At 65.3% G+C, this 26,927-nt stretch carries 27 protein-coding genes, 1 other RNA gene and 1 pseudogene; 7 read left to right on the forward strand and 22 right to left on the reverse strand.

Annotated elements, in window-relative coordinates:
- From RT97_RS29180 to RT97_RS29190, 3 genes and pseudogenes are all read right to left on the reverse strand, one after another.
- Window positions 1-515: pseudogene (locus tag RT97_RS29180) on the reverse strand (lysylphosphatidylglycerol synthase domain-containing protein); the annotation flags it as partial.
- Between the two features lie 39 nt (window positions 516-554).
- Window positions 555-755: a hypothetical protein gene (locus RT97_RS29185; protein WP_042582360.1), complete on the reverse strand. Its 201-nt coding sequence runs from the start codon at window positions 753-755 to the stop codon at window positions 555-557.
- A 102-nt stretch (window positions 756-857) separates the two neighbouring features.
- Window positions 858-1,781 carry a LysR family transcriptional regulator gene (locus tag RT97_RS29190; RefSeq protein WP_042582361.1) on the reverse strand — a complete coding sequence of 308 codons (924 nt, stop codon included), beginning with the start codon at window positions 1,779-1,781 and terminating at the stop codon, window positions 858-860.
- Between the two features lie 129 nt (window positions 1,782-1,910).
- Here RT97_RS29190 and RT97_RS29195 point away from each other — a divergent pair, with 129 nt between their 5' ends.
- Window positions 1,911-3,077 carry a mandelate racemase/muconate lactonizing enzyme family protein gene (locus RT97_RS29195; RefSeq protein ID WP_042582362.1) on the forward strand — a complete coding sequence of 389 codons (1,167 nt, stop codon included), beginning with the start codon at window positions 1,911-1,913 and terminating at the stop codon, window positions 3,075-3,077.
- A 4-nt stretch (window positions 3,078-3,081) separates the two neighbouring features.
- Here RT97_RS29195 and RT97_RS29200 read toward each other — a convergent pair whose 3' ends face one another.
- Both RT97_RS29200 and RT97_RS29205 read right to left on the reverse strand, forming a co-directional pair.
- Complete coding sequence (locus tag RT97_RS29200) at window positions 3,082-3,732, reverse strand: alpha/beta hydrolase family protein (RefSeq protein WP_253278339.1); 651 nt, start codon at window positions 3,730-3,732, stop codon at window positions 3,082-3,084.
- Between the two features lie 23 nt (window positions 3,733-3,755).
- Complete coding sequence (locus tag RT97_RS29205; protein ID WP_042582562.1) at window positions 3,756-4,463, reverse strand: hypothetical protein; 708 nt, start codon at window positions 4,461-4,463, stop codon at window positions 3,756-3,758.
- A gap of 248 nt (window positions 4,464-4,711) precedes the next feature.
- Here RT97_RS29205 and xth point away from each other — a divergent pair, with 248 nt between their 5' ends.
- Both xth and RT97_RS29215 read left to right on the forward strand, forming a co-directional pair.
- Window positions 4,712-5,497: an exodeoxyribonuclease III gene (gene xth / locus RT97_RS29210; protein WP_042582364.1), complete on the forward strand. Its 786-nt coding sequence runs from the start codon at window positions 4,712-4,714 to the stop codon at window positions 5,495-5,497.
- A gap of 5 nt (window positions 5,498-5,502) precedes the next feature.
- The gene (locus tag RT97_RS29215) at window positions 5,503-6,039 is read left to right on the forward strand and encodes a hypothetical protein (RefSeq protein ID WP_042582365.1); all 537 of its coding nucleotides are present in this window, start codon (window positions 5,503-5,505) and stop codon (window positions 6,037-6,039) included.
- Between the two features lie 30 nt (window positions 6,040-6,069).
- Here the strand turns inward: RT97_RS29215 and ntrC are convergent, their stop codons facing one another.
- From ntrC to RT97_RS32875, 13 genes are all read right to left on the reverse strand, one after another.
- On the reverse strand, window positions 6,070-7,593 hold the full coding sequence (gene ntrC / locus RT97_RS29220; protein WP_042582366.1) for a nitrogen regulation protein NR(I): 1,524 nt from the start codon (window positions 7,591-7,593) through the stop codon (window positions 6,070-6,072).
- 24 nt (window positions 7,594-7,617) lie between these two features.
- Window positions 7,618-8,697 (reverse strand): nitrogen regulation protein NR(II), encoded by a 1,080-nt coding sequence (gene glnL, locus RT97_RS29225; RefSeq protein ID WP_042582367.1) that lies wholly within the window; start codon window positions 8,695-8,697, stop codon window positions 7,618-7,620.
- Between the two features lie 7 nt (window positions 8,698-8,704).
- Window positions 8,705-9,214: a hypothetical protein gene (locus RT97_RS29230; RefSeq protein ID WP_042582368.1), complete on the reverse strand. Its 510-nt coding sequence runs from the start codon at window positions 9,212-9,214 to the stop codon at window positions 8,705-8,707.
- 243 nt (window positions 9,215-9,457) lie between these two features.
- Window positions 9,458-10,873, reverse strand: coding sequence for a type I glutamate--ammonia ligase (glnA, locus tag RT97_RS29235; protein ID WP_042582369.1), 1,416 nt, complete (start codon window positions 10,871-10,873; stop codon window positions 9,458-9,460).
- Window positions 10,874-11,019: 146 nt separating this feature from the next.
- The gene (locus RT97_RS29240) at window positions 11,020-11,820 is read right to left on the reverse strand and encodes a competence/damage-inducible protein A (RefSeq protein ID WP_172672269.1); all 801 of its coding nucleotides are present in this window, start codon (window positions 11,818-11,820) and stop codon (window positions 11,020-11,022) included.
- A complete protein-coding gene (locus RT97_RS29245; RefSeq protein ID WP_042582371.1) occupies window positions 11,817-12,704 on the reverse strand; it encodes an EI24 domain-containing protein in 888 nt (295 codons plus the stop codon). Before RT97_RS29245 ends, RT97_RS29240 begins: the two co-directional genes overlap by 4 nt.
- A gap of 53 nt (window positions 12,705-12,757) precedes the next feature.
- Window positions 12,758-13,732 (reverse strand): sterol desaturase family protein, encoded by a 975-nt coding sequence (locus RT97_RS29250; RefSeq protein WP_042582372.1) that lies wholly within the window; start codon window positions 13,730-13,732, stop codon window positions 12,758-12,760.
- A gap of 17 nt (window positions 13,733-13,749) precedes the next feature.
- Window positions 13,750-14,559: a polysaccharide deacetylase family protein gene (locus RT97_RS29255; protein ID WP_042582373.1), complete on the reverse strand. Its 810-nt coding sequence runs from the start codon at window positions 14,557-14,559 to the stop codon at window positions 13,750-13,752.
- Window positions 14,543-15,562, reverse strand: coding sequence for a YncE family protein (locus RT97_RS29260; protein WP_052810787.1), 1,020 nt, complete (start codon window positions 15,560-15,562; stop codon window positions 14,543-14,545). Before RT97_RS29260 ends, RT97_RS29255 begins: the two co-directional genes overlap by 17 nt.
- Window positions 15,563-15,643: 81 nt before the next feature.
- On the reverse strand, window positions 15,644-16,393 hold the full coding sequence (locus RT97_RS29265; protein ID WP_042582374.1) for a pseudouridine synthase: 750 nt from the start codon (window positions 16,391-16,393) through the stop codon (window positions 15,644-15,646).
- Window positions 16,394-16,449: 56 nt separating this feature from the next.
- Window positions 16,450-18,186, reverse strand: coding sequence for a gamma-glutamyltransferase (gene ggt / locus RT97_RS29270; RefSeq protein WP_042582375.1), 1,737 nt, complete (start codon window positions 18,184-18,186; stop codon window positions 16,450-16,452).
- Between the two features lie 61 nt (window positions 18,187-18,247).
- Entirely contained in the window at window positions 18,248-19,843 is a 1,596-nt protein-coding gene (locus RT97_RS29275) for a class I SAM-dependent methyltransferase (protein WP_042582376.1), read from the reverse strand.
- A gap of 173 nt (window positions 19,844-20,016) precedes the next feature.
- Window positions 20,017-20,265: a hypothetical protein gene (locus tag RT97_RS32875; RefSeq protein ID WP_080898477.1), complete on the reverse strand. Its 249-nt coding sequence runs from the start codon at window positions 20,263-20,265 to the stop codon at window positions 20,017-20,019.
- A 50-nt stretch (window positions 20,266-20,315) separates the two neighbouring features.
- Here RT97_RS32875 and RT97_RS29280 point away from each other — a divergent pair, with 50 nt between their 5' ends.
- A complete protein-coding gene (locus tag RT97_RS29280) occupies window positions 20,316-20,594 on the forward strand; it encodes a hypothetical protein (protein ID WP_042582377.1) in 279 nt (92 codons plus the stop codon).
- Window positions 20,595-20,603: 9 nt separating this feature from the next.
- On the forward strand, window positions 20,604-20,816 hold the full coding sequence (locus RT97_RS29285; protein ID WP_042582378.1) for a hypothetical protein: 213 nt from the start codon (window positions 20,604-20,606) through the stop codon (window positions 20,814-20,816).
- Window positions 20,817-20,877: 61 nt separating this feature from the next.
- Here RT97_RS29285 and ssrA read toward each other — a convergent pair.
- The 4 genes from ssrA to ompA form a co-directional block, all read right to left on the reverse strand.
- Window positions 20,878-21,264, reverse strand: a transfer-messenger RNA (tmRNA) gene (gene ssrA, locus RT97_RS32880).
- Between the two features lie 12 nt (window positions 21,265-21,276).
- A complete protein-coding gene (gene gph, locus RT97_RS29290; protein WP_042582379.1) occupies window positions 21,277-21,945 on the reverse strand; it encodes a phosphoglycolate phosphatase in 669 nt (222 codons plus the stop codon).
- Window positions 21,942-22,670 carry a bifunctional 2-polyprenyl-6-hydroxyphenol methylase/3-demethylubiquinol 3-O-methyltransferase UbiG gene (ubiG, locus tag RT97_RS29295; RefSeq protein WP_042582380.1) on the reverse strand — a complete coding sequence of 243 codons (729 nt, stop codon included), beginning with the start codon at window positions 22,668-22,670 and terminating at the stop codon, window positions 21,942-21,944. The genes gph and ubiG overlap by 4 nt, the downstream gene beginning before the upstream one ends.
- A gap of 128 nt (window positions 22,671-22,798) precedes the next feature.
- A complete protein-coding gene (ompA, locus tag RT97_RS29300; protein ID WP_042582381.1) occupies window positions 22,799-23,449 on the reverse strand; it encodes an outer membrane protein OmpA in 651 nt (216 codons plus the stop codon).
- A 224-nt stretch (window positions 23,450-23,673) separates the two neighbouring features.
- Here ompA and gyrA point away from each other — a divergent pair, with 224 nt between their 5' ends.
- Window positions 23,674-26,319, forward strand: coding sequence for a DNA gyrase subunit A (gene gyrA, locus RT97_RS29305; RefSeq protein ID WP_042582382.1), 2,646 nt, complete (start codon window positions 23,674-23,676; stop codon window positions 26,317-26,319).
- Window positions 26,316-26,903, forward strand: a complete 588-nt coding sequence (locus tag RT97_RS29310; RefSeq protein WP_042582383.1) for a DUF2059 domain-containing protein — start codon at window positions 26,316-26,318, stop codon at window positions 26,901-26,903. The genes gyrA and RT97_RS29310 overlap by 4 nt, the downstream gene beginning before the upstream one ends.
- Window positions 26,904-26,927: the final 24 nt, after the last annotated feature.

Below are 26,927 nucleotides of genomic sequence, written 5' to 3' on the forward strand. Positions count from 1 at the left end.
ATCGGCGCACGGCTCGGCGGCGCGATGGCGCCCGCCGCGAACAGACCACCCGCCAGCAGCCCATAGCCAAGCCAGTTGGTCGCAAGGCTGAGCCCGACGACTTGCGCCACGGTGGCTTCGTCCAGGCCCGCACGCGCATACAGCCGCGCGCGCATCGCAATCCCGCCCACCAGCGAGCCGAGATTCAGGTTGAAGGCGTAGCTGGTGACTGCGATCGCCCAGGTGCGCCAGCGCGGCAGCGCGTGGCGCGTGTGGCGCTTGCCGATCAGGTCAAAGCAACCGTAGAGCGCGTGGCTGGCGGTGGCGAGCCCCAGTACCCCGAGCAGCAGCCAGGGGGAATAGCGCTGCAGCGCGTGCCAGGCGCCGGCCCAGTCCACCTTGTGCGCGTGCGACAGCAGCAGGCCGAGGATGGCGATGCCGACCAGCGGCAACACCCATCGGCGGCTGCGCTGCCAGAGCGATGTAGCGGGCGCGGGAGGAGCGCCCGCGCTGACGGTGGCTGCGTTGCCGTTCATGGGCGCGCCTTGTGGTCCGGATTCACGAATGGCGCGATGTCAGGATTTGTCCGCTTTCGATTGCTCCGACTTATCCGGTGTCTTGTCTTCCGCGGAACCCTCCTCGTGGAGCTTGCGGTTGTTGACCTGCTTCATCAGCTCCTCGCCTTCGGTGTCCCGGCCATCGCTGGGCACGGATTCCTCTTGCGTGATCTCGGGCTCCTCATGGGCGGGTGGCTGCGCTGGCGTTCTGGAACTCATGGGGCATCTCCTGTTGAACGCCCGAGTTTCCGGATGCGCGGCGCGCGACTCGCCAGCCGCCGGCCACGCGGCGTGCAGGACATCGCCCCTAGTTGCGCTGCTTCACGCGCCGCCGACCAACGCCCACAGCGCCTCGGCCACCGTCGTCATCGGCGTGAGCTGCCGGTACAGCCGGATGTCCACCGGCACGCGCCAGCCGCCCGCGCCGGCATCGACCAGCGTGCCGGTGCGCAGGTCCTCCGCCACCAGGTTCATCGGCAGCCACGCGAGGCCGCGCCCTTCGAGCGCCATGGTCCGCAGCAGCGCGGCATGGTGTGCGGTGAAGACCACCGAGAGTGACGGCGCGAAGTCCTTCCCGAATTCGCTGTCCTGGACCGACCGCATGATCCGCCCGAGGCCCGATGCCTCGCTGTACGCCAGCACCGAAGGCGCGCGGTCGGTGCCGAGCGCGTGCTGCGGCGCGCCATCCGCACCGGGTGCCGCGACGGGCACCAGCACGTCTTCGCTCAGGCGCTGCACCGGATACTGCGCTTCGTCGAGCCGCCCGGGCGTGCCGGCATGGCCGTGGCACAGCACGAACTGCACGCGGCGCTGGAGCATCAGGTCTTCGCAGGCCTGCGAGCTGTCGGAGATGGTCTGGATCGGCCCCATGCTCAGCCGCGCCTCCACGCTCCCCAGCCAGCGCGGAAAGAAGGTGAGCGAGAGCACGTGCGTGGCGGCGAAGCTCAGGCTTGCGGCATCGAGGTCGTGCGCGCGACGCGCCTCGGTGCGGGCGGCCTGCAGGCCGGCCAGCAACTCCTGCAGCAGGGGCAGGAAGCGCTTGCCCGCCGCGGTCAGCGTGACCGGATGCGCGCTGCGATCGAAGAGGTCGACGCCCACCCACTCTTCCAGTCCTCGGATGTGCCGGCTGAAGGCCGGCTGGGCGATGGAGCGGGCCTGTGCCGCGCGCGAGAAATTGCCGGTCTCGGCCAGGGCCAGGAAATCTTCCAGCCATTCGAGATCGAGGGGTCGGTTGCCGGGGCCCATGTGCAGCGCGTCGGAATGAATAGTTGTATGCGATTGGAGTATTGGACGGCGCACGCCCCGCCGGGAAAAGATGCATGCCTTCCTGCACTGCACCTTGAACCACGGCGGAGATTCTCCCCCACCCCCCTTATGAAAATCGTCGACATCCTCGAATCCACGCGTCCCATCAAGTCGGACATCCGCAACGCCTACATCGACTTCTCCAAGATGACCCTGAGCCTCGTGGCCGTGGTCACCGACGTGGTCCGCGACGGCAAGCCGGTCATCGGCTACGGCTTCAACTCGAACGGCCGCTACGGCCAGGGCGGCCTGATCCGCGAGCGCTTCCTTCCACGGCTGCTGGAAGCCGAGCCGGGGTCGCTCCTCGACGAAACCGGCGAGAACCTCGACCCGCACAAGATCTGGGCCCGCATGATGATCAACGAGAAGCCCGGCGGCCACGGCGAGCGCTCGGTGGCGGTGGGCACCATCGACATGGCCGTGTGGGACGCGGTTGCCAAGATCGCCGGCAAGCCCCTTTACCAGTTGCTGGCCGAACGCTACGGCAGCGGCACGCCCGACCCGCGCGTGTTCGTCTATGCCGCGGGCGGCTACTACTACCCCGGCAAGGGCGTCGAAGGCCTGCAGCGCGAGATGACCAGCTACCTCGAGCGCGGCTACTCGGTCGTGAAGATGAAGATTGGCGGCGCCACGCTCGCACAGGACTGCGAGCGCATCGAGTCGGTGCTCAAGATCCTCGGCCCCGGCCAGCAGCTGGCGGTGGATGCCAACGGCCGTTTCGACCTGCCCACGGCCGTCGGCTACGGCCGCGCGCTCTCGCAATACCCGCTCTTCTGGTACGAGGAGGCCGGCGACCCGCTCGACTACGAATTGCAGGCCAGGCTCGGCGAGGTGTACGCCGGCCCGATGGCCACGGGCGAGAACCTGTTCTCGATGCAGGACGCACGCAACCTCATTCGCCACGGCGGCATGCGGCCCGACCGCGACTGGCTGCAGTTCGATTGCGCGCTGAGCTATGGCCTGGTCGAATACCTGCGCACGCTGGACATGCTGAAGGCATACGGCTGGTCGCCCTCGCGCTGCATTCCGCACGGCGGGCACCAGATGTCGCTGGCGATTGCCGCGGGCCTGGGCCTGGGCGGCAACGAGAGCTACCCCGACCTGTTCCAGCCCTATGGCGGGTTCCCGGACGGCGTGAAGGTGCAGGACGGCTACGTCACGCTGCCGCCGCTGCCGGGCATCGGCTTCGAGGGCAAGGCCGATCTCATCGCGGAGATGCGGGCGCTGGCCAGCTAGCCGGTCAGCCGATGCGCCAGGCCTGCGTCCACAGGGCCAGGCCGTCGAGCACTTCGTCCAAAGCTTCTTCGCTTGAGAGGCCGCTGCGCTTGGGGACGCTGAACGAGTGATCGGCCTCTTCGATCACCATCGACGTGGCGAGTGGCCCGAGGCCGCGAAGCACCGGGCGCATCTGCTCGGGCTCCGCAAGCTTGTCGCGCGTGCCGTGCACGAACAGCATCGGCACTTCGATGTCGTGCAGGTGGGCCGCGCGATCGATGGAAGGGGCACCGGCCGGATGCAATGGGAAGCCGAGAAAGATCAGGCCCTGGACGCCCGGCAGAGGATCGAGCGCCTGGGCCTGCGAGGTCATCCGGCCGCCGAACGATTTGCCGCCAGCGAACAGGCGAACACCGTCGAAGTGCTGTGCCGCGCGCCGGACGGCCGCGCGCACCGTGGCATGGGCGAGCGCCGGCGAGTCCACGCGCTTGAGGCCCTTTTCCATGTACGGAAACTGGTAGCGCAGGGTCGCGATGCGCCGCTGCGCCAGGCCCTCGGCCACGGCGTTCATGAACGGATGCGCCATGCCCGCGCCCGCGCCGTGCGCAAGGACGAGGCAGGCTTGCGCGTCGGCCGGCGCCACCGCCAGGGCCGACACGCCAATGTAGGGTGCCACGGAAATGGCGATCCGGTCTGCTTTCATTCGGCTTGGCGGCTGTCGCGTTTCTTCTGGGCCAGTTGGCGCCGGCGCTCGGCCTCGGCGAGCGTCCTGGCCTTGTCGTGGCCATGCTCTGCGACCGAGAACGCCTTGCTCGTCGTGCCTTTTCCCGCGGTGTAGGTGATGGCCATCCAGTATCCCGGGTGCTTTGGCCGGGGCGACTTGAAGGTCACGCCGGAGATTCCGCTGCGGTTGTTCTTCCGGACGATTTCGGACTTCGAGTGCTTCGTGGGCAGATTGGCAGCCGAGCGAGCGGGCGCCTTGCGGATCGCCTCTTCGGCGGGATGCACCTTGGCGAGCCCCGACATCTGCCCGAGTTGCCGGCCGCGCTCGTGAATCGCCATCGACCGCGCGGCGCTTCCCAGGGCGCTCGCGAGAAACAGCGACCGCAGAATCTGGTCGTGCGCAATGTAGGTCTTGGCGAGCCAGCCGAGGATCTTTCCACTGGGCGTGAGCAGGCGGAAAACCCCGGGCACGCCGGTCTTGTTGTTGGGCCGTATCTTCTCGGCCCGGGAGCGGCGCGTGGATGGCGGCAGGCTTTTCACCAGCGCATCGCGCCAGCGCTGGGCGTGCGCGAGCGCTTGTGCACTGCCGCCGTAGCTGGCCCGGCCGAAGACCTCGCGGTGCCGGACGCCGGCTCTGACAATGGACACTTCGAACCCCCAAGGCCGGGTGTAGATGCCGTACATCTCGGCCGGGTTCGGAACCCCTTTGGGCATGCCTGGAAAGATCTGATTCGTGGATCGGTTACGCATAGTAACGCAGATAACACGAGGCGCTTGCGGGAATATTGGGCCTTGATCCGACAGGGCGCAAGCCGCTCGGCAACGTACATTTCTGGCTCCGGCATGGCCCACGGCCATTCCTCATGGACGGTGTGAAGCCGATCCGGCGTATCGTTCCGCAAATATCATTGAAATCAACAACTTAGCGATTCATGAAAATAGCCACCTGGAACGTCAATTCCCTCACGGCCCGCCTGCAGCACGTGCTCGACTGGCTGATCGCCAATCCGGTCGACGTGCTCTGCCTGCAGGAGCTCAAGATGACCGACGACAAGTTTCCGCTGGAGGTGCTCAAGTCGGCCGGCTACGAGGCCGCGGTGTTCGGACAGAAAACCTACAACGGCGTCGCCATCCTGAGCCTTGCGCCGGTGCGCGACGTGGTGAAGAACATCGGCGGCTTCACCGACGACCAGTCGCGCGTGATCGCCGCCACCATCGAGACGCCCGCGGGCCCGCTGCGCGTGGTCAACGGCTACTTCGTCAACGGGCAGGCGCCTGGCAGCGACAAGTTCGAATACAAGATGAAGTGGCTGGACGCATTGCGCGAATGGCTGCGGCAGGAACTGGTGGCCCATCCGAACCTGGTACTGCTGGGCGACTTCAACATCGTGCTCGAAGACCGGGACAGCTTCGACCCCGTGGGCCTGAAGGAAACGATCCACCACACGACCGAGGAGCGCAACCATTTCAAGGCGCTGCTCGATCTGGGGCTCGTCGACAGTTTCCGCCTGTTCGAGCAGCCCGAGAAGAGCTTTTCGTGGTGGGACTACCGCATGCTCGGCTACCAGAAGAACCGGGGCCTGCGCATCGACCACATGCTCGTGAGCACGCCGCTGGTGCCGCGCGTGAAGGGCTGCGTCATCGACCGCGTGCCACGCAAGTGGGAAAAGCCGAGCGACCATGCCCCCGTGGTGCTCGACCTGGACCAGGGCGCCTGACCGTCATGACCGCCATCGCCGACCTCACCTTGCCGCGAGCCGGCCGCGCCCTCGCGGTCCTGGCCCTTTCGCTGGCGCTGGGCGCCTGCTCGATCCTCAAGCCCGCCGAGAAGACCGAAGACGGCAAGAGCGCCACCTCGCCCACCGATGAAGCGGCCCCGGCCCGAAGCGACGTGCCGACGGTGCGCCTGATCACCGCGCAGACACCCGCCGTGCGCGCCTACCGCAAGACCGGCGCGCGCCACATCTACAAGGCGTATGCGAGCCGGATCTACAAGGGAAAGATTCCACCGCTGGTCTACGCCGTCGTGGTGGTCGAGACGGACATCGACGCGGACGGCAAGGTGAACAACGTGACCTTCAGCCGCGTGCCGAGCCATGCGCCGGAAGTGCCGCCGATGATTGCCGAGCTCATCAAGGCGACCTCGCCGCTGCCCTCGCCGGGCAAGCTGGGCGGCCACACGTATGTCGATACCTGGCTCTGGGACAAGAGCGGGAAGTTCCAGCTCGACTCGCTGACGCTGGGCCAGCGAAGCAGATAGCCGCCCGAGGCAAGCGCCTCGGGTCGGCGTTCACTCGATGCCCAATTCCTGAATCTTCCGGGTGATGGTGTTGCGCCCGATGCCCAGCTTCTGGGCCGCCTCGATGCGGCGGCCGCGCGTGTTGGCCAGCGCCGTGAGGATCAGGCGCGATTCGAAGCGGCGCGAGAGCGCATCCCACACGTCGGTGCGGCCGGCGGCCAGCAGGGCCTGGGCCTCGACTTCGAGGCCGCTCTCCCAGCTGCTCACGCCAGCGGGCGCTTCCACGGCTTCAGGTGGAGCGGCGGCCGACACAGTTTCGCGCTCGATGCCTGGCAGCGGCGCAGCCACCGGTTGCGCGGCAACAGCCACCGGCGCAGCCGCCTCGACCGCATGCGTGTCGACGTTGACGGCCATCACCTCGGGCGGCAGGTCCTTGGTTTCGATCAGCTGCGCGGGCGCCATCACGGTCAGCCAGTGGCAGATGTTCTCCAGCTGGCGCACATTGCCCGGGAAGCCGAAGGTGGCGAGCTTCGCGAGCGCCGCATCGGAAATCCGCTTGGGCTCGACGCCGAGCTGGCGCGCACTCTGCTGCAGGAAATGCCGGGTGAGCGCGGGCACGTCCTCGCCGCGTTCGCGCAACGCCGGCAGGCGCAGGCGGATCACGTTGAGGCGGTGGAACAAGTCTTCACGGAAGCCCCCGAGCTTCACCCGCTGCTCCAGGTCCTGGTGGGTCGCGGCGATCACGCGCACGTTCGCCTTGACCGAGTTGTGGCCGCCCACACGGTAGAAGTGGCCGTCGCTCAGCACGCGCAAGAGGCGCGTCTGCAGGTCGAACGGCATGTCGCCGATTTCGTCCAGGAAGAGCGTGCCGCCCTCGGCCTGCTCGAAGCGGCCGCGCCGCATGGTCTGCGCGCCGGTGAAGGCGCCGCGCTCGTGGCCGAAGAGTTCGCTCTCCAGAAGATCCTTGGGAATGGCCGCGGTGTTGATGGCCACGAACGGGCCGTTGGCGCGCGGCGAGTGCTTGTGCAGCGCCCGCGCCACCAACTCCTTGCCCGAGCCCGACTCGCCGGTGATCAGCACCGTGACGTTGCTCTGCGAAAGCCGGCCGATGGCACGGAACACGTCCTGCATCGCTGGCGCCTGGCCGAGCATTTCGGGGGCGGCGACCATGCGCTCTTCGGAGACTTCTTCGCGCTGGCTTTCGTCGACCGCGCGGCGGATGAGTTCGACCGCGCGCGGCAGGTCGAAGGGCTTGGGCAGGTATTCGAAGGCGCCGCCCTGGAAGGCCGAGACGGCGCTGTCGAGGTCGGAGAACGCCGTCATGATGATGACGGGCAGGCCGGGGTGCTTGGCCTTGATCTTGTCGAGCAGGTCGAGCCCGGAGCCGCCGGGCATGCGGATGTCGCTCACCAGCACCTGCGGGCCCTGCTGCTCGTCGTCGTCGGCCTGCTCGAGCGCTGCAAGCACCTCGCGCGTGTTCGTGAAACTGCGCGTGGGCAAGTCTTCGCGCAGCAAGGCCTTCTCGAGCACGAAGCGGATCGATTGGTCGTCATCAACTATCCAGATCGGCTTCATGCATCTCCTTGTTGCCGTGCTGCGCTAGGGCAGCGGTATCAGTATCTTGAAATCGGTTCGGCCCGGGACGCTGTCGCACTCGATCACGCCGTGATGCTGTTGCACAAAAGTTTGTGCAAGGGTCAGCCCGAGGCCTGTTCCGCCTTCCCTGCCCGATACGAGCGGATAGAAGATGCGGTCCTTGATCGTGTCCGGCACACCCGGTCCATTGTCAATTACATGCAATTCCAATGCCAATCGATACCACTGCTTGTTGAATATCACCTGGCGGGCGATGCGGGTCTTGAAAGTGATCTGCGCATCGCCTGCCGCACGACGCTCCGCAAGCGCCTGCGCGGCGTTGTGCACGATGTTCAGCGTCGCCTGGATGAGCTGCTCGCGATCGCCGCGGAACTCGGGGATCGACACGTCGAAGTCCCGCTCGATGTGCAGGTCGCGCGGAAACTCCGCAAGGATCACCGAGCGCACGCGCTCGCAGACTTCGTGGATGTTGACATCGCCCACCACGTGCGGCCGGCGGTGTGGTGCCAGGAGGCGGTCGACCAGCGTCTGCAGCCGGTCGGCCTCGTGGATGATGACCTGCGTGTATTCGATGAGGTCGCGCGACTCCACCTCCATCTGCAGCAGCTGCGCCGCGCCGCGAATGCCGCCGAGCGGATTCTTGATCTCGTGCGCGAGGTTGCGGATGAGCTCCTTGTTCGCCTGTGCCTGGTCGATGAGCCGCTCTTCGCGGTCCTGCCGCACCTGGTGTTCGAGCGGCGACATCTCGATGATGAGCTCGCCCTTCTTGTCGCCATGCGCGAGCGTGACCTGCACCGGCATCAGCTCGTGGTTGACGCGCCGCAAGAAGGCTTCGTAGCGCAGCGTGGCGAAGTCGTTGCTGCTGGCGCCGTCGATGGCGGTGCGCAGCACTTGCGGCTCGTGAAAACAGGCACCGAACTGCGAGCCTTCGAGCGTGCGGCGCGATGTGCCGAGGGCGTCCTCGAGGCCTGCGTTGGCGAACAGCACGGAGCCGTCGCTGTTGACCACGGCGATCAGCGTGGACAGCAGGTCGAAGGACTGAAAGCGCGTGTTGGCGCCGACCGCCTTCTTCCCGAATGCCATGCGATGCTTACTGTGATTTGCTGCCGGGCAACCGGCCGATTTCGCGGCGGATGCCGGCGATGTCGCTCTCGTTGCGCGCGAGTTCGGCCTTCATTTCGGCCACGCGATCGAGGTACTTCTGGTAGTTCTTGGCTTCGCTGCCCTGCTTTTCGGGCTCGCCGTTGTTGAATTCCTTTTGCAGCTCCGCCTGGCGGGTCTCGGCCTTCTTGAGTTCGGACTCGAGCACCGAGCGGGCCTCGCCGTCGCGAGCGCGTTGGTCGACGCCTTCGACGCGCGGGCTGCCGGCCGGGGCGCGCGCGGCAGAAGAGCCCGAGCCGCCCGACGACTTGGCACCACCACCGCCGCCGCCCTGGACGACGGTGACATTGCCGCCTTCCATGACCTTGCAGCCCTTTTGCTGGGCGATGGTCGCGTTGTTGGTGTATTCATTGCCGCAGCGCCACACGCGTTCCTGCGAGGACGCTGGGAGGGCGGCCAACAATGAACCGGCCAGGAAAATGAGAGAAGCAGTCTTCATGTGAATCGGTGGGTGGCGCAACAAAGGCGCATTTTCATGCAATTCGAGGCCACCGGTGACAAGATGTTCCGCACCAAGGAAAAAGGACGGCCGAGGCCGTCCTTTCCTAACCCATCAGGCTTACAAGCCGACGCAGCGCCATCCAGAGACACCGCGGAACCGGCTTTGCCGGGCCGCTGGTGTCGCCCCCGGTAGGGGGAAGGAGAAGCGACACGAAGTGCGCGAAACCTGGGGGCGAGCCTTTTACAGCGAGTAGTACATGTCGAACTCGACCGGATGGGTCGCCATGCGGAAGCGCGTGACTTCCTGCATCTTCAGTTCGATGTACGCGTCGATGTATGCATCGGTGAACACGCCGCCCTTGGTCAGGAATGCACGGTCCTTGTCCAGGTATTCCAGCGCCTGGTCGAGGCTGTGGCACACGGTCGGGATCAGCGCGTCTTCTTCCGGCGGCAGGTGGTACAGGTCCTTGCTGGCGGCTTCGCCCGGGTGGATCTTGTTTTCCACGCCATCGAGACCGGCCATCAGCAGCGCAGCGAAACCGAGGTACGGGTTCATCAGCGGATCGGGGAAGCGCGCTTCGACGCGGCGGCCCTTCGGGTTGGCCACGAACGGGATGCGGATCGAGGCCGAGCGGTTCTTGGCCGAGTAAGCCAGCTTCACCGGGGCTTCGAAGCCGGGCACCAGGCGCTTGTAGCTGTTGGTGCCGGGGTTCGTGATGGCGTTCAGGGCACGGGCGTGCTTGATGATGCCGCCGATGTAGTGCAGAGCGAAGTCCGAGAGGCCTGCATAGCCGTCGCCTGCGAACAGGTTCTTGCCGTCCTTCCAGACCGACTGGTGCACGTGCATGCCGGAGCCGTTGTCGCCGACGATGGGCTTGGGCATGAAGGTGGCGGTCTTGCCGTAGGCGTGGGCCACGTTGTGGATCACGTACTTCTGCAGCTGAACCCAGTCGGCGCGCTGCACCAGCGTGCTGAACTTGGTACCGAGTTCCATCTGGCCGGCGTTGGCCACTTCATGGTGATGCACTTCGACCGGGATGCCCAGCGATTCGAGCACCAGGCACATTTCCGAGCGCATGTCCTGGAAGCTGTCGACCGGGGGAACCGGGAAGTAGCCGCCCTTGACTGCGGGACGGTGGCCGGTGTTGCCGTGCTCGTATTCCTTGTCGGTGTTCCACGAAGCTTCTTCGGAATCGATCTTCACGAAGCAACCGGACATGTCGTTCTTCCAGCGGACGCCGTCGAACACGAAGAATTCGGGTTCCGGACCGAAGAAGGCGGTGTCGCCCAGGCCCGAGGCCTTCATGTACGCCTCGGCGCGCTTGGCGAGCGAACGCGGATCGCGCTCGTAGGCCTTGCCGTCTGCCGGGTCGATCACGTCGCAGGTCAGGATCAGCGTCGTTTCTTCGAAGAAGGGGTCGATGTTGGCGGTGTTGGGGTCGGGCATGAGCTGCATGTCCGAAGCCTCGATCCCCTTCCAGCCGGCGATGGACGAGCCGTCGAATGCGTGGCCCGAGGTGAATTTGTCTTCATCGAAAGCCGAGACCGGCACGGTGACGTGCTGCTCTTTGCCACGGGTGTCGGTGAAGCGGAAGTCGATGAACTTGACCTCGTTTTCCTTGACGAGCTTGAGTACATCGGCGACGGTCTTTGCCATCAGTTTCTCCTGAGTTGGATGGTGGTTTGGAATACGGGAACGAAGGATGCAGTTTCTGTGCCATTGTCGCCTCACGGATTGAGGCTTTCCCGGCAGATGCACCGCTTAAATACAGGCTGAAATTCACCAAAATGGTGCAATGACTTTCAGCGCACCAATTCTGGGCCAAGCTTGGCATCGAAAGTGTGCAACCCTTCGATCAGCTGGGTATACGCCGCATCGAGCCGGCCCGGGTCGCCTTTGACGCCCAACTCGATGTGCCGGCCGTACTGAGGGTGATCGACGCTGGGCAGGCTGAACACCTTGATGCCCGCGTGGGCCTCCTCGATCGCCTGCATCAGGGGCGTGAGGGTGGCTTCCATCGCACCGAAAACGATCACCGACTTCTCGGCGATGGCGTTGCGGGTGAAAAGCTCGGCATAGCGGCTGTCGAGCACCGATTCGATCATCGGCCAGGCCATGACCGGGAAACCCGGCACGAAATGCACGTGCTCGACGCTGAAGCCCGGGATCTTGTTGTACGGGTTGCGGATGATCGTCGCGCCCTCCGGAAACACACCCATGTTCAGGCGGTGAATGTTGTCGGGCCGGTCGGGTTCGTAGGGCACGCCCTGCTCCTTGGCCGTGTCCTGCATGCGCTCGCGGATCAGCACCTCGGCCTCCGGGTGCAGCGCGAGCGGCACCCGCAGCGCCTTGGCGGCGCACTGGCGGGTGTGGTCGTCGGGCGTGGCGCCGATGCCGCCGGTCGAGAACACGATGTCGCCCGAGGCGAAGGCGCGCGTGAGCGCCGCGGTGATGCGCGTCGGCTCGTCGCCCACGTATTCCGCCCAGCCCAGCTGCAGGCCGCGCGCGGCGAGCAACTCGATGACCTTGGGCATGTGCTTGTCGGCACGCTTGCCGGAGAGGATCTCGTCGCCGACGACGATGAGACCGAATGCGCGTGTCATGGTGAACCCCATTGAGAAAGTGCGGCCTGGTTGGCTCCGGCCGCCTCGAGGGCGGGCGTGCCGCCTTCGGCGGAAGCCAGTGCCGCGGCGCGCTGCGTACGCAGTTGGGCCAGGGCATCGAGGCAATAGTGCGCGAACCAGAGTGCCGAGAAGGCGAAGACCAGTGTGTAGATCCAGATGGCGATCGGCACCAGCACGAAGAAGGCGGCGGCGAAGAGCAGGCCCGAGGCCCAGACAATGCTCGGCGCGGCGCCCAGGTAGCCGCAGAGCACGCCGATGCACAGAAGGGGCAGCCGGTGCGCGCGCAGCAGCGTCGCGCGCTCCTCGGGGCTCGCGTGCTCGGCCAGGGCATCGAAGCTCATGACGCGGTAGGTGAGCCAGCCCCAGATGAGCGGCGGAAGAATCAGCACCAGCGGCGGAATGAGCCAGAGCGGCATCGAGACCACCAGCGCCACCAGCGCGAGAAGGGTTACGCCCAGCGACCGCGCGACGCTGCCAAAGAAGGAAGCGCCCTTCTTCTGCTCCAGCGAGGGAAAGCGGCGGTCGCCCACGAGCTTGGTGAGGGCCGGGGCCATCAGCCCCGCCACGATCAGCAGTGACACCACCACGATCAGCGGCGTGGCGGCGAACACCACGACCATCGACGCCAGCACGGACGTCACGTCGCTGGAGAAGAGCCGCCCGATCCAGGCCCAGAAGCTGGACAGCAGCGGCCAGGCATCGAGCGCACCGCGCGTCCAGGTCACGGCCGACTCCCAGTAAAAGTAGCCGAGGCCGGCTGCCAGCACCACCATCAGGCCCAGCGGCAGCAACGACAGCACGATCACGCGCGGCAGCATGCAATAGGCGACCGCGCGCCAGAAGGAGTCGAGGAGCAGGCGCATGAGGCAGCGAGGATAACGCCTGTGATTGACTGCGGGGCGATTTCCCTGGCGATTCAGCCGCGGCCGACCATCCGCTTGAGGCCCAGCCACTGCTGCGCCCAGAAGCCCCGGCCGTAGTTGCGCGTGCGGCCGCCTTCGTCGGGCTCGACCTGGTCGCGGATGCCGGTCGGGTCGTAGCGGTCCTCGAAGTTCGCGGTGCGGAACAGCATGTCCCACCAGGGCAGCAGCACGCCGAAGTTGTGGCCGCCCAGCGTGCTCTTGCCACGCGACTCGTGGCCGAGGCCGATGCTGTGGTGCAGCCGGTGGAAGCGCGGGCTGATCCACAGCCGCTCGCCGATGGCGCCGAAGCTCATCTTCAGGTTCGCGTGCTGCAGGCTTTCGCTCAGCTGCGTGAAGGCCACGAACGCGATGAACTGCCCCGGCGCCACGCCGATCAGCTGCGCCACGATGACGATGAGCGTGTCGTGGATCACGTCGTCGAGCAGGTGGTTGCGGTCGTCGCTCCACATCGTCATCTGGCGCTGCGAGTGGTGCAGCGAGTGCAGGCCCCACCACCAGTTGAACTGGTGCTGGCCGCGGTGGATCCAGTAGCCGACGAAGTCGAGCACCACGAGGTAGATGGCAAAGGCCACCCACGCGACGTCGGTCACGCCGGGCCAGACTTCGTCGAGATGGAAGGTGCCCCACCCCGCCGTGCGCAGGTTCCCCAGCGCGTCGTCGAAGAACGGCTGCAGCGTGAAGAACAGCGCAAGCCGGAAGAGCCCCAGCCGGTGGATCAGCGTGTAGAGCACGTCGATGCGGATCGCTTGCCGGTCCACCACCGGCTCTACCGAGCGCCAGCGCTGCAGCGGCCCGATCACCGCGAGCAGCACGACGATCTGGATGAAGCCGACCAGCAGCCAGCCGGTGGCGTCGAAGGCGTCCTCGGTCCAGCCGCCCAGGCCGACGGCGTACACCAGCGGCTGCACCGCCGTCTCGAAGAACCAGCCCTGCAGGGCGGAAAAAAGGTCCGTCAACCAGTCGATCACTGCGGCGCCTCGGCTTCTCAGGGATGGGATGCGATCCAGGCGCGGTAGTCGGGATGCTGGCGCAGGGTCTGGAAGCAGAAGCCCTTGGCCTTCAGGCCGACGATCAGCGGCTCCAGGTTGGCCGGCGCCCACGGGTCCTTGCGCGACCAGATGCCCAGGTGCGCGAGCAGGATGTCGCCAGGGCGGATGGTGTCCAGCGCCTGCGTCAGCAGCTTCTCGTTGCTGAACTTCTCGCTCGGCAGCTCGTCGCCGAGAAAGCCGGCGGGCGCCCAGCCCACGTGCTCGAAGCCGCAGGCCTTGGCGGCAGCCAGGAGCTTGGGCGAGGTCTTGCCGCCCGGTGCGCGGTACAGCGGCAGCGGCTTCTTGCCGGTGATGAGCGCCAGCCGGTCGGACGCCTTGCTGATGTTGGCGCAGTACTCGGCGGCGGTCCAGGTGAACTCGCGGCCGGCGAGCGGGCCTGCCGAGGGCTTCACGCGGAAGGTCGGCGTGGTGCCCTTCAGGTCAGCGCGCCAGTAGGTGTGGTCGTAGGTGTGCGAGGCGAACTCGTTGCCCTCGGCCGCCCTCGCCTTCCACCATGGCGCCCAGTGGTTGTCGAGGCTGTCGCCGTCGGTGGTGGTGCGCTCGGCGGCGGCAAAGAAGGTGACGCGCACGTCCTGGCGCTTGAGCACCTCGGCCACCAGCGGGGCGATGCCCATGTGGCCGGTGTCGAAGGTCAGGTAGACCGGCTTTTCGCACGAACCGCCCTGTGCCCAGGCGGCAGGCACGACGGCAACGGCCAGCGCCAGCGCGGCGGCCCGGCGGCCTGCGCCGCTAGATGCGCTTGGCATGGTCGAGGGTCCAGACGCCGTGGGGCGAACGGCCGACGTTGACCTGCCGCACCACCTTCTGCGTGGCCAGGTCGATCACCGAGAGCTTCTTGGCCCAGCGCGAGGTGACGTAGAGCGTCTTGCCGTCGGCCGACACGTCCATGCAGTCGGGGCCGCCGGGCACCGCGTAGGTCGCACTGACCTTCAGCGTCGCGATGTCGATGCGGCTGATGGTGTTGGCCACGCGGTTGCTCACGAACACGCTCTTGCCGTCGCCCGCAGAACGGAAGGCGTGGGCGCCCTTGCCGGTGGGGATCTTGCCGACCAGCTTGGGCTCGGTGCCGGCCACGTCGAACACCTGCACGCCGTCGCTGCCGGTCAGGCCCACGAGCAGGGTCTTGTCGTTGTGGATGCCGTAGATGTCGGCCGGCATGGCGCCGGTGGCCACGCGCCAGCGGATGTTCTGCGTGGGCAGGTCGATGGCGATGAGTTCGTCGCTGTCCTGCATCGTCACGTAGGCGATGGTGCTGGTGTTGTCGATCCAGATGTGGCTGGGCGTCTTGCCCGAGGCGATGCGCTTGGCGAGCTTCAGGTCCTTGCCGTCCCAGCGGTACACGTCCACGTGGTTCAGCCGGTTGCCCGCAGTGACGAACCACTTCATGTCGCGCGAGAACTGCAGCTGGTACGGATCGATGATCCCGTAGACCACCCGCTGCACTTCCGCCGTCTTCGGGTTGAGGAAGGTGAGCGAATCGCCCGCCGAATTGGCCACGATGACCGACTTTTCGTCGGGCGTCATGTAGATGTGGTGCGGTTCCTTGCCGGTGGGAATGCGCAGCTTCTCGGTCCAGTCGGCCGGATTGATCACGCTGACGTTGGCGTCCAGCGAGTTGAGAACGAAGATCGGGGGGAGCTCAGGCGGTGCAGCGGCGGCGGCCGCGTGGACCAGCAGGGCTGAAAGGGCTGTCAGGGAAGAAAACAGGAAGGCCGCGATGCGGCCGTTCGGGCGGGCTGGGAGTCGCAAGGGAAGGTTCCGGGAAAGAGCTGAGGATCTTAACGGCCAGCCCTGAAGGCTGGCTGACCGCTTCAGCCCTGTTTCTCTCCCCTATTTCGGTGGTTTGGCCGGCTTGGTCGGCGCACGCAACGCCGCGACCTCCTCGACCGTCAGCCAGCGCCATTGGCCTGGTGCCAGGTCCGCGGGCAGCGCCAGGTCGCCGATGCGGGAGCGATGCAGCCCCTCGACCCGGTTGCCCACCGCGGCCAGCATGCGCTTGACCTGGTGGTACTTGCCCTCGGTCAGCGTGAGCCGCAGGTGCAGCGGGCTGTCGGATTCGCATGCGGCCGCGCGCACCGGCTTCGGGTCGTCGTCCAGCACGACGCCGGCCAGCAATTTCGCGATCTGCGCCTCGTCCACCGGGTGCTTGGCGGTCACCTCGTAGACCTTGGGCACGTGGTGCTTGGGCGAGCCCATCTTGTGGATGAACTGGCCGTCGTCGGTCATGAGCAAGAGCCCGGTGGTGTCCTGGTCGAGCCGGCCGATGGCCTGCACGCCCTGCACCGCGCCCTTGTTGGGGCGAAGGCGCAACGGCGACGGAAGCAGCGTGTAGATGCTCGGGTAGGTCGAGGGCTTCTGCGAGCACTCGGTGCCGGCCGGCTTGTGCAGCATCAGGTAGGCCTTCTCGTGGTACGCCCACGGCGTGCCCTGCACGGTGTAGAGGAGGCCTTCGGGGTCGAGGTCGGCGAAGGGGTCCGTCACGGCCTTGCCGTCGATGGTCACGTGGCCTTGCTGGACCAGGCCCGCGCACACGCGGCGCGTGCCGAAGCCTTGGGTATAGAGGATGTCTTGCAGGTGCATGGAAATGAAAAAAGCGGCCGCGCCGGCATGGCACGACCGCCTTCGAGTTTGCAGTGTCAGTACCCGGCAGCCAGACCGGTGTTGCGGCGGGGATCGTTCGCGCCGTAGAAGCGGTTGGCGCCGACCGGCTTGCCGCCCAGCGACGGCGCACCGACGATGATCGCCGCCAGGTGGTTGGCCGGCTGCGGCACGCCCAGGTTGTGTCCCATGTCGGTCAGGATCTTGCGGGTGTCGGGGCTGATGGCGAAGGTCTCGACGTTGGTGACGTCAGGCAGCCATTGCTGGTGGAAGCGCGGCGCATCGACGGCCTCCTGCACGTTCATGCCGTAGTCGACCACGTTCAGGATCGTGTGCAGCACCGCCGTGATGATGCGGCTGCCGCCGGGTGTGCCGACCACGAACACCGGCTTGCCGTCCTTGGAGACGATGGTCGGGCTCATCGAGCTCAGCGGACGCTTGCCCGGGGCGATGGCGTTGGCCTCGCCCTGCACCAGGCCGTACATGTTCGGCACGCCGATCTTGGAGGTGAAGTCGTCCATCTCGTTGTTCAGCAGCACGCCGGTCTTGTCGGCCGTGACCTTGGCGCCGAACCAGTCGTTCAGCGTGTAGGTGACCGAGACGGCATTGCCCCACTGGTCGGTGATCGAGTAGTGGGTGGTGTTGCTGCCTTCGTGCGGCGCGACGCCGGGCTTGATGTCCTTGGAGACGCCGGCCTTCTTCAGGTCGATGGCGGCGCGGATCTTCTCGGCGTAGCCCTTGTCGAGCAGGCGGTCGAGCGGGTTCTTCACGAAGTCGGGGTCGCCCAGGTAGCTGTTGCGGTCCACGTAGGCGTGGCGCATGGCTTCGATCTGGTAGTGCACCGATTGCGCCGAGCGGAAGCCCAGGTCCTTGAGAGGGTAGCCCTCCAGGATGTTGAGCATCTCGCAGATGATCACGCCGCCCGAACTCGGGGGCGGTGCCGACACCACGCGGTAGCCGCGGTAGTCGCACTCGACAGGCGCGAGTTCGCGCGTCTTGTACTGGTCGAGGTCGGCCTGCGTGATGATGCCCTTGCCGGCCTGGCTCGATGCCACGATCGCCTTGCCGACCCAGCCCTTGTAGAAGCCGTCGGTGCCCTTGGAGCTGATTTCCTTCAGCGTCTTGGCCAGGTCTTTCTGCACCAGTTTCTGGCCGACCTGGAAGGGCTGGCCCTTGTTCAGGAAAATGGCGCCGGAGACCGGGTCTTTCTGGAAATCTGCGGTGGAGGTCCACAGCATGTCGATGTCGCCCTGCTCCAGCGCGAAGCCCTTGACGGCCAGCTGGATCGAGGGAGCGATGAGGTCGGCGCGCTTCATGGTGCCGTACTTCTCGCGCGCGTATTCCATGCCCGACACCGAGCCCGGCACGCCGACGGCGAGGTGGCCGTTGGTGCTCAGGCCTTTGATGACGTTGCCGTCCTTGTCCAGGTACATGTTGGCCGTGGCGGCCAGCGGCGCCTTCTCGCGGAAGTCCAGGAAGGTCTTGCGGCCGTCGGCCAGTTGCACGGTCATGAAGCCGCCGCCGCCGAGGTTGCCCGCCGCCGGGTACACCACCGCCAGCGCGTAGCCCACGGCCACCGCCGCGTCGACCGCATTGCCACCGCGCCGGAGCACATCGACGCCGACCTTGCTGGCCAGGTGCTGCGCGCTCACGACCATGCCGTGCTCGGCCGCGACCGGCGCCTGCGACGCAGCCTGCGACGCGCCCGCTGCAGTCAGCGCGAGCGCCGCCGCGACGGCGGCGCGCAGTGTCGGGGTCCAGTGGAATTGCTGCATGGGAAGTCTCCTCTTTGAGTTGGATGAAGAAGAATGAAAGAAGAAAAAGAAGAGGACGAGTTCAGGCCGTGAGCAGCGCCTTGCGCCGCAGGTCCTTCAAGGCCAGCGCGACCTGTTGCTGCGCGAATTCCTTCAGCGCCTCGGGCTCGGTCAGCGGCTTCTCGTCCTTGACGAAACGCAGGCGATCGGCTCGCACCTCACCGGCCAGGTGCTCGGCGAGCGCCTCGTGCGAATGCGTGCCGTCGAGCAGCGGCAGCAGGCTGCGCTCGAGCAGCGTGAGCCCCACGGATTCGTGCCACTGGTTGCATGCCTGCGCGTTGGCGCCTGCCGAAAGCGCGAGGCCGGGCGCGCCGCGCACCGTTGCCAGGGCCTGCGGCAGGTTGGACACATCGGTCGCTGCCGGCACCGGCGTGCGCCGGAAACGCAAGGCGCCCAGGATCACCAGTTCCTCGAGCATGGCCAGCACGACCCGCTCGACCGCATCGCGCGGCTCGCCGGTGAGCGTCTTCGCGGCGTCGATCAGGGCGTCGGCGGAAGCGGACGCCGGGTAGCGCGCCTCCAGCACCTGCGCCACGGCCTTGTGCACGGGCAGGCGCAGCGTGACCTTGAGGTTGCGGATCGCATGGCAGGGCTGCTCGCGCGCATCGAGCGTCAGCGCGCCGCCGTCTTCGGAGGTGAACATGCCCGCGAATTCCAGGGCGCGGATGCGCACCGGATCGAGGCGGTAGCGGATGTCCCTGGCGCGCTCCTGCTTGACCAGCAAGGTCTGGCGGAAGGTGCGGTTGACCAGGAAGTCGAGGTACTGCTCCATCATGATCTGGCTGCCGCCGCATTCGCGCAGCAATGGATCGCGCACCTTCTCGCCGTAGTTCTGCACGAACATGGTCGAAGGCTCCGCATCGCACAGGTAGGCCAGGCCGCGGGCGTCGGCACGCGCGGCGAACTCCTTGAAGTAGCAAGGCTCGTTGCAGGGCTCGAGAAACTCGTGCAGCAGGTAGTAGCCGCTGGAGCCGCGCACGATCGGCATGGTCTCTTCGAGCGTTTTCTTGAGCACGCTGTCCGGGCGCGCCGACTGCTCGAGGAATTCGAGCATGCCGCGTGCGTAGGCCAGCTTCTCGTCGGGCGTGTCGCGAGGGCCTCCGCGCAGGATCATCGCGTCGCGCACGATCTCGCGCGCCTTCCAGCCCGGATAAACGTTGTAGCTCACATAAGCCACGCCGTTCGGCGCCAGGTTCTCCGAGCAGATGCGCAGGATCGCGTCCTGCACCGGGCCCGGCACCCAACTGTAGACGCCGTGGCAGACGATGTAGTCGAACTGGCCGAACGAGGCGTCGATGTCGGCGATGTTGAACGCCCGCAACTCGACGTTCGAAAGGCCCGCATGCGCGATGGCTGCGACGCCTTGCGATACCTGCACGGGCGACAGATCGACACCGATGGCGTGCGCCTCGGGGTGGCGCGCCGCGAAGGGAATCAGGTTGCCGCCGGCCGCACAACCCAGCTCCAGCACACGCGCCTTGGCGGGAGCGGGTGCGTCCAGTCCGAAGAGGAAGGCCAGCGCTTCCAGATGCTCCATGGCGGACTGCGGGAACGGATGCGAGTCGTAGGGCACCGTGTCGTAGTAGCTGGTCAGCGTGGAAGTCAGTGAATCCGGCACGGGTGTCCTTGGGGATCTGGGGGAGAAACTCAGGCTGCGATGTGTCAGCGCTCGCCGACTATAGCCCCGCGATCAGGCAAAAAAAACCCAGCGGTGAAGCTGGGCTCAAGCCTTTCTGCTGGCATGGCATCAAGGACCCCGCACAGGTTGACCGGCGGGGGACGGCGAACCCGTCAAGGAGAAATTGGGGGCTGCCCCGAAGGCAGTTGACGCGATGAAGCGACGGATGCGGGCGCCCAGGCTTCCGTGAGTGGACGAAGCCAATCGTTGGCAGCCTCGTCCGGCAGCATGGCCCGCAGCCGCGCATCTCTTCGGAGAGTGCGCGCAACGTCTTCCAGTTCGAGGGCGTCTACCGTGTGCCAGCGCTGCCGCAACCGATGCGCGCAGGCGGCGATCCAGAGGGTGGCCGGGATGTTTTCCATGACGGCATTTTACTGTATATTTGTACAGTCTTTTCATCAAGGATGTCGCCATGTCTACAACCGAAGATATCGCCCCCGCCCCCAATCACGCCTTGACCGAGGCCCTCGCCTGGATCTCGAAGTTCGCGCATGCCTGGAAGGCGATCGAACCGGCTCCCAAGAGCCTCAGCATCGACGGCTTCATCATCTGGGGACCCGTGCTCTACGAGAAGCACAAGGGCGAAGACCCCGTGAAGCTTGCGCAGCAGCTGTTCGGCAAGTCCGGTGCGTATTTCAGGTATCTCTATCCCGGACGCAAGGCAGGCGCCGGTGCTGAACAGGCGTCTTAGAATGCCCCGATGAATTGGCGCACCACACTGCTTCCGCTTGCCTTGATCACCACCGTCATCACCGGTTGCTCGGCCCCGAACGAGATCGTGCCGTTTCGCGAAGGCGTGCTGCGTGCGCCCAGCTACACGCTGGCAGCGGACTACTGCAGTGCGAAGGACCTGACGCCGAGATGGATCGGCAAAGCGCCTGCGGAATCAGGCGTCCTTTTTCAGTGCTACTGAAGCCGCGAGGGCTGAAATGAAAACGGCAGTCGTTGGTGACAACGACTGCCGTTCTGTTGAGTGGTGGAGCTGGGGGGATTTGAACCCCCGTCCGCAAGCCTTCATCGCGCAGTTCTACATGTTTAGTGATCTGATTTGAGTCTCGCTTCCGGAGTCGCGCAGTCACACGCTAAACCGGACGCCAGCACCCTATTTTCTCGCTCCGACCCAAGGTACCCGGATCGGAGCCAGCCGATGTAATTATCTTTGCAGCCGGGAGGTTTCAGATTGCTCTGTCACCCCCTTGCCCAGCCCATCGGCCTGCTGTTGCAAAGCTCACTGGCAATTAAGCAGCGAGTGCGAAACGTTCGTCGTTTGCAGTTAGTTTGTTTGAATCTGTTTTACGAGCGCATTCAGCTCGACATGCCCCGCTGCGACTCCGAACCCACGTCGAAACCAGTGCAGCCCCAAGTCTCGCATTTTAGGCGCTATTGAGCAAATGCAAGAGCGCCATGGGCGAAGATATTGACGCATCCGCCTGCCAGAGGGTCGCATCGGCCTGCGAACCCATGTAGCCGTAGGTTGCGGCCACGGTTCGCATGCCGGCAGCGCGGCCCGCAATGATGTCGCGCTCGTCGTCGCCAACGTAGATGCACGCCGCCGAAGGAACGCCCAATCGACGCGCCGCTTCGTGCAGCGGTTCCGGATGTGGCTTGGCATGCGGCGTGGTGTCGCCGCTCACGATGGCACCCGCGCTGGCGAAGAGCGGCATGGCACGGGTCAACGGGTTGGTGAATCGCATCGACTTGTTGGTGACCACGCCCCAGAGAAGACCGCGCGCCTGGATGGATTCGATCAACGCCTGGACGCCATCGAACACCTGAGTGTTAAGTAGCATGCGGCGCTCGTAGGCGACGAAGAACTCCTCACGCAGTTCGGGAAATTCAGGCGCATCGGGCGTGATGCCAAAGGCCACGCCGAGCATGCCCCGTGCACCCGAGCCCGCATGCGGACGATAGCGCTCGAGAGGATAGGGCTCGAGGCCGCGATCGGTCCTCATCTTGTCGGCCGCGGCACCCAAATCAGGCGCGCTGTCGATCAGCGTGCCATCGAGGTCGAACAGCACGGCTTGTGTAAGTAAGCCCTTCATCCCTGCGAACCCGGCAGCGATGGCCTTTGCGTCGCAAACATGTAGTTGACGCTGGTGTCGGCGCTGAGCCAATAACGCCGGGTCAGCGGGTTGTGCTCCATGCCGCGGGTGTGCCGCAGGTCGAGGTCCGCGGCGCGGCAGTAAGCTGCGAGTTCGCTCGGACGAATCAGCTTCGCGTACTCATGGGTGCCACGGGGGAGCATCCCAAGGATGTATTCCGCGCCGACGATCGCCAGCGCGAAAGACTTCAGGTTGCGGTTGATGGTCGAGAAAAACACCCACCCTCCCGGCTTGACCAGTGTGGCGCAGGCCTGGATGACCGATGCTGGCTTGGGCACGTGTTCGAGCATTTCCATGCAGGTGACGACGTCGAAGCTGGCCGGCTGCTCGGCGGCCAGCGCCTCGGCGCTGACCTCACGGTATTTGACGCCGCGGGTGCCGGCCTCGAGCGCGTGCAACTGTGCCACTTTGAGTGCTTTGCCTGCTAGATCGATACCCAGCACGTCGGCACCCTTTCGGGCCATCGAATCGGCCAGGATCCCGCCACCACAACCGATATCGAGCACGCGGCGCTGCGAAATAGGTGCAATACCGTCAATCCATTCCAGACGCAAAGGATTGATTTCGTGCAGCGGGCGGAATTCGCTCTCCAAATCCCACCACCGATGCGCAAGTTCTGAAAACTTGGCAAGTTCAGCCGGGTCGGCATTCACATTTTCTGTCATATCGCAATTATGAAGCGGGCAATGCCCGACATGCGCAGGACGATCTTGTCGAATTTCTGCCGACGAATTCGACAGGCATAAAAAAACCCCGCCGAAGCGGGGTTTCATTCATCGATGGAATCGATCGATTAGTTGGCGCGGGTGCCGACCACTTCGATTTCCACGCGACGGTTCTTGGCGCGGCCTTCCTTGGTGCGGTTGTCAGCCACAGGCTGCTTCTCGCCCTTGCCTTCGGTGTAGACGCGGTTGCGTTCGATGCCCTTCGAGACCAGGAAGGCCTTGACGGCTTCGGCGCGACGCACCGACAGACGCTGGTTGTAGGCGTCCGTACCGATCGAGTCGGTGTGGCCCACAGCGATGATCACTTCGAGGTTGACGCCACGGATCTTCTCGACCAGGTCGGTCAGCTTTGCGCGACCTTCAGGCTTCAGAACCGACTTGTCGAAGTCGAAGAATGCGTCGGCAGCGAAGGTAACCTTCGAAGCAGCGACGGCCGGCGGCGTGCCAGCGGGAGGAGGCGTCACGCCCGGGGTCGGCTGAGCAGCAACGGCCGGAACCAGAGCGCCGTCGCAACCGGCGGCGGCGGTAGCCGGCGTCCAGTTGGCATCGCGCCAGCACAGTTCGTTCGTACCGTTCTTCCAGACCAGTTCGCCGGTGCCGTTTTGCCAGTTGTCGATCGTAGGACCGCCGTCCGCAGCGGTGACACGGGTCTGCGCGCCGGCGGCAGTGGCGAGCGCAGCGACTGCAAACATCATCGCCACTTTATTCAGTTTCTTCATGGTTCTCCTCTTGGGGAAAAAGCCGCAGCCGCGCTGCGAATCAAGGACGCTTTAAGTGACCACCACCCAAAACGTTGAGACGATTGTGCCATAGGGTCTTTGGCAAACAGGCTGCCGGACGCCCCCGAAGCGTAGGACGGAGGCGGAATAGCCGGCTTGTGTTGCGGCGGAGCGACACCCCTCACAGCGTAAAATTTCGCCTTCCTGCCGCCAGCCTCTTGCCCATGACCTCCTTCGCCAAAGAAACCCTGCCCATCAGTCTTGAAGAGGAAATGCGCAGTAGCTATCTCGATTACGCCATGAGCGTGATCGTGGGCCGAGCGCTACCCGACGCACGCGATGGCCTCAAGCCGGTGCATCGGCGCGTGCTCTTCGCCATGCACGAACTCAACAACGACTGGAACCGGCCGTACAAGAAGTCGGCCCGTATCGTCGGTGACGTGATCGGTAAATACCACCCGCACGGCGACCAATCGGTCTACGACACCATCGTGCGATTGGCGCAGGACTTCTCCATGCGCCACATGCTGGTCGACGGCCAGGGCAACTTCGGCTCGGTGGATGGAGACAACGCCGCCGCAATGCGTTATACGGAAATCCGGCTCGCCAAAATTGCGCATGAAATGCTGGCCGATATCGACAAGGAAACTGTCGACTTTCAAGACAATTACGACGGCTCCGAAAAAGAACCGAAAGTTTTGCCGAGCCAGTTGCCCAATTTGCTGGTCAATGGCTCGGGCGGTATTGCGGTCGGCATGGCCACGAATATCCCGCCGCACAACTTGAATGAGGTCGTCGACGCCTGCCTGCACCTCTTGCGCAATCCCGAGGCCAGCATCGACGAGCTGATGGAAATCGTGCCCGCGCCCGACTTCCCCACTGCCGGCATCATCTACGGCATCAACGGCGTGAAGGACGGCTACCGCACCGGTCGCGGCAAGGTCGTGATGCGCGCCAAGTGCCACTTCGAGGACATCGACCGCGGCCAGCGCCAGGCGATCATCGTCGACGAGCTCCCCTACCAGGTCAACAAGAAGACGCTCCAGGAGCGCATGGCCGAGCTGGTGCACGAGAAGAAGATCGAAGGCATTAGCCACATCCAGGACGAATCCGACAAGTCGGGCATGCGCCTGGTGATCGAACTCAAGCGCGGCGAAGTGCCCGAGGTGGTACTCAACAACCTCTACAAGCAGACGCAGCTGCAGGACACCTTCGGCATCAACATGGTGGCGCTGGTCGACGGCCAGCCCAAGCTGTGCAACCTGAAGGACTTGATCCAGGTCTTCCTGCAGCATCGCCGCGAGGTGGTCACGCGCCGCACTGTCTTCACGCTGCGCAAGGCCCGCGAACGCGGCCACGTGCTCGAAGGCCTGGCGGTGGCGCTCGCCAACATCGACGAGTTCATCCGGATCATTCGCGAATCGCCGACGCCGCCGGTCGCCAAGGCCGAGCTGATGACCCGCAGTTGGGACAGCAAACTCGTGCGCGAGATGCTCACGCGCTCGCGCACCGATGGCGGCGTGATCAACGCCGACGACTACCGCCCCGAAGGACTCGAGCGCGAATTCGGCATGGGCTCGGATGGCCTCTACCGCCTCTCGGACACGCAAGCGCAAGAAATTCTGCAGATGCGCCTGCAGCGCCTGACCGGCCTGGAGCAGGACAAGATCGTTGCCGAGTACAAGGACGTGATGGCAGAAATCGACGACCTGCTCGACATCCTGGCCAAGCCCGAGCGCGTATCGGTCATCATCGGCGACGAACTGGGCACCATCAAGCAGGAGTTCGGCCAGAGCAAGCTCGGCGCACGCCGCAGCCTGGTCGAGCACAGCGCGTTCGACCTCTCGACCGAAGACCTGATCACGCCGACCGACATGGTGGTCACGCTCTCGCACAGCGGCTACATCAAGAGCCAGCCGCTGGGCGAGTACCGCGCGCAGAAGCGCGGCGGCCGCGGCAAGCAGGCCACTGCCACCAAGGAAGACGACTGGATCGACCAGCTCTTCATCGCCAACACGCACGACTACATCCTGTGCTTCTCCAACCGCGGCCGGCTCTACTGGCTCAAGGTGTGGGAAGTGCCGGCGGGTTCGCGTGGCTCGCGCGGCCGGCCGATCGTCAACATGTTCCCGCTGCAGGAAGGCGAGAAGATCAACGTGGCGCTCGCCCTCACCGGCGAGAAGCGCAACTTCCCGGCCGACCAGTACGTGTTCATGGCGACCTCGATGGGCACCGTCAAGAAGACCGCGCTCGACGAGTTCAACAACCCGCGCAAGGGCGGCATCATTGCCGTGAACCTGGACGACGGCGACTACCTCATCGGTGCCGCCCTCACCGACGGCAAGCATGACGTGATGCTCTTCAGCGACGGCGGCAAGGCCGTGCGCTTCGCCGAAGACGACGTCCGGCCGCTGGGCCGCAATGCGCGCGGCGTGCGCGGCATGTCGCTCGACCCGGGCCAGGGCGTCATCGCCATGCTGGTGGCCGAGGACGAGCAGCAAAGCGTGCTCACCGCCACTGAAAATGGTTACGGAAAGCGAACAAGCATTACGGAATACACGCGTCATGGCCGCGGAACCAAAGGCATGATCGCGATTCAACAGAGTGAGCGCAACGGCAAGGTCGTTGCCGCCACTCTCGTGCATGCGGACGATGAGATCATGCTCATCACCGACAAGGGCGTGCTTGTGCGCACCCGGGTTGCCGAAATTCGTGAACTAGGTCGCGCGACGCAAGGCGTCACGCTGATCGGGCTCGACGAAGGCGCCAAACTCAGCGGGCTACAGCGTATCGTCGAAAACGACGCGAACGGCGAGACCGAGCCGGACGCAGACGATACTTCCACATCTTCAACGGAGAATCCTCAGTGAAAAAAATCAAACTCGCACTTCTGACGGTAGCTTTGGCCAGCAGCTCGATGGCCGCCATGGCCCAGGACAAGGCCACGCTGATCAAGCAGTTCATCGACATCCAGCGCCCCGGCATCGAATCGCTGGCGCGCGGCCTGGTCGAGCAGTCGAGTGCCCCGATCGCGCAAGCCGGCTCGCAATACCTGCAGACGCAAGTGCCTGAAGCCAAGCGCGAATCCGCTGCCAAGGCCGCCGACGCCGAGCTCAAGAAGTACTTCGACGACGCCTACCCCCTGGTGCGCGACAAGGCCGTGCAACTGGCGCCTGGCGCCCTGACCCCGCTGCTCGAGCAGAACTTCAGCGAAGACGAACTCAAGCAGTTGCTCGCCTGGATCAACTCCCCCCTCAGCAAGAAGTACCAAGACCTGAACCCGAAGATGCAGACCGCGTTGACGGAAAAGCTGGTCGCCGAGACCCGCGGTTCCATCGAGCCCAAGATGCGCGCACTCGACACCAACGTGGCCAAGGCCCTCGGCGCTCCGACCGACGGCGGCCAAGGTTCCGCTCCCGCCAAGGCGCCGGCCAAGGCACCCGCCAAGAAGTAAAGCAACGTGACCCAGCAGCAGACG

Origin of the sequence: Variovorax paradoxus, from assembly GCF_000834655.1 — a bacterium.
In the GTDB taxonomy this organism is placed as follows: domain Bacteria; phylum Pseudomonadota; class Gammaproteobacteria; order Burkholderiales; family Burkholderiaceae_C; genus Variovorax; species Variovorax paradoxus_F.

Excerpts from the sequence above, each read along its gene's own strand:
- RT97_RS29185 (WP_042582360.1), bottom strand. The coding sequence starts at position 755 with ATGAGTTCCAGAACGCCAGCGCAGCCACCCGCCCATGAGGAGCCCGAG.
- ubiG (WP_042582380.1), bottom strand. The coding sequence starts at position 22,670 with ATGACAGAAAATGTGAATGCCGACCCGGCTGAACTTGCCAAGTTTTCA.
- RT97_RS29240 (WP_172672269.1), bottom strand. The coding sequence starts at position 11,820 with ATGACACGCGCATTCGGTCTCATCGTCGTCGGCGACGAGATCCTCTCC.
- ggt (WP_042582375.1), bottom strand. The coding sequence starts at position 18,186 with ATGCAGCAATTCCACTGGACCCCGACACTGCGCGCCGCCGTCGCGGCG.
- RT97_RS29215 (WP_042582365.1), top strand. The coding sequence starts at position 5,503 with ATGACCGCCATCGCCGACCTCACCTTGCCGCGAGCCGGCCGCGCCCTC.
- RT97_RS32875 (WP_080898477.1), bottom strand. The coding sequence starts at position 20,265 with ATGGAAAACATCCCGGCCACCCTCTGGATCGCCGCCTGCGCGCATCGG.
- RT97_RS29280 (WP_042582377.1), top strand. The coding sequence starts at position 20,316 with ATGTCTACAACCGAAGATATCGCCCCCGCCCCCAATCACGCCTTGACC.
- xth (WP_042582364.1), top strand. The coding sequence starts at position 4,712 with ATGAAAATAGCCACCTGGAACGTCAATTCCCTCACGGCCCGCCTGCAG.
- glnA (WP_042582369.1), bottom strand. The coding sequence starts at position 10,873 with ATGGCAAAGACCGTCGCCGATGTACTCAAGCTCGTCAAGGAAAACGAG.
- RT97_RS29245 (WP_042582371.1), bottom strand. The coding sequence starts at position 12,704 with ATGCGCCTGCTCCTCGACTCCTTCTGGCGCGCGGTCGCCTATTGCATG.
- glnL (WP_042582367.1), bottom strand. The coding sequence starts at position 8,697 with ATGGCATTCGGGAAGAAGGCGGTCGGCGCCAACACGCGCTTTCAGTCC.
- gph (WP_042582379.1), bottom strand. The coding sequence starts at position 21,945 with ATGAAGGGCTTACTTACACAAGCCGTGCTGTTCGACCTCGATGGCACG.
- ompA (WP_042582381.1), bottom strand. The coding sequence starts at position 23,449 with ATGAAGAAACTGAATAAAGTGGCGATGATGTTTGCAGTCGCTGCGCTC.
- gyrA (WP_042582382.1), top strand. The coding sequence starts at position 23,674 with ATGACCTCCTTCGCCAAAGAAACCCTGCCCATCAGTCTTGAAGAGGAA.
- RT97_RS29195 (WP_042582362.1), top strand. The coding sequence starts at position 1,911 with ATGAAAATCGTCGACATCCTCGAATCCACGCGTCCCATCAAGTCGGAC.
- RT97_RS29255 (WP_042582373.1), bottom strand. The coding sequence starts at position 14,559 with ATGCCAAGCGCATCTAGCGGCGCAGGCCGCCGGGCCGCCGCGCTGGCG.
- RT97_RS29265 (WP_042582374.1), bottom strand. The coding sequence starts at position 16,393 with ATGCACCTGCAAGACATCCTCTATACCCAAGGCTTCGGCACGCGCCGC.
- RT97_RS29285 (WP_042582378.1), top strand. The coding sequence starts at position 20,604 with ATGAATTGGCGCACCACACTGCTTCCGCTTGCCTTGATCACCACCGTC.
- ntrC (WP_042582366.1), bottom strand. The coding sequence starts at position 7,593 with ATGAAGCCGATCTGGATAGTTGATGACGACCAATCGATCCGCTTCGTG.
- RT97_RS29190 (WP_042582361.1), bottom strand. The coding sequence starts at position 1,781 with ATGGGCCCCGGCAACCGACCCCTCGATCTCGAATGGCTGGAAGATTTC.
- RT97_RS29205 (WP_042582562.1), bottom strand. The coding sequence starts at position 4,463 with ATGTACGGCATCTACACCCGGCCTTGGGGGTTCGAAGTGTCCATTGTC.
- RT97_RS29230 (WP_042582368.1), bottom strand. The coding sequence starts at position 9,214 with ATGAAGACTGCTTCTCTCATTTTCCTGGCCGGTTCATTGTTGGCCGCC.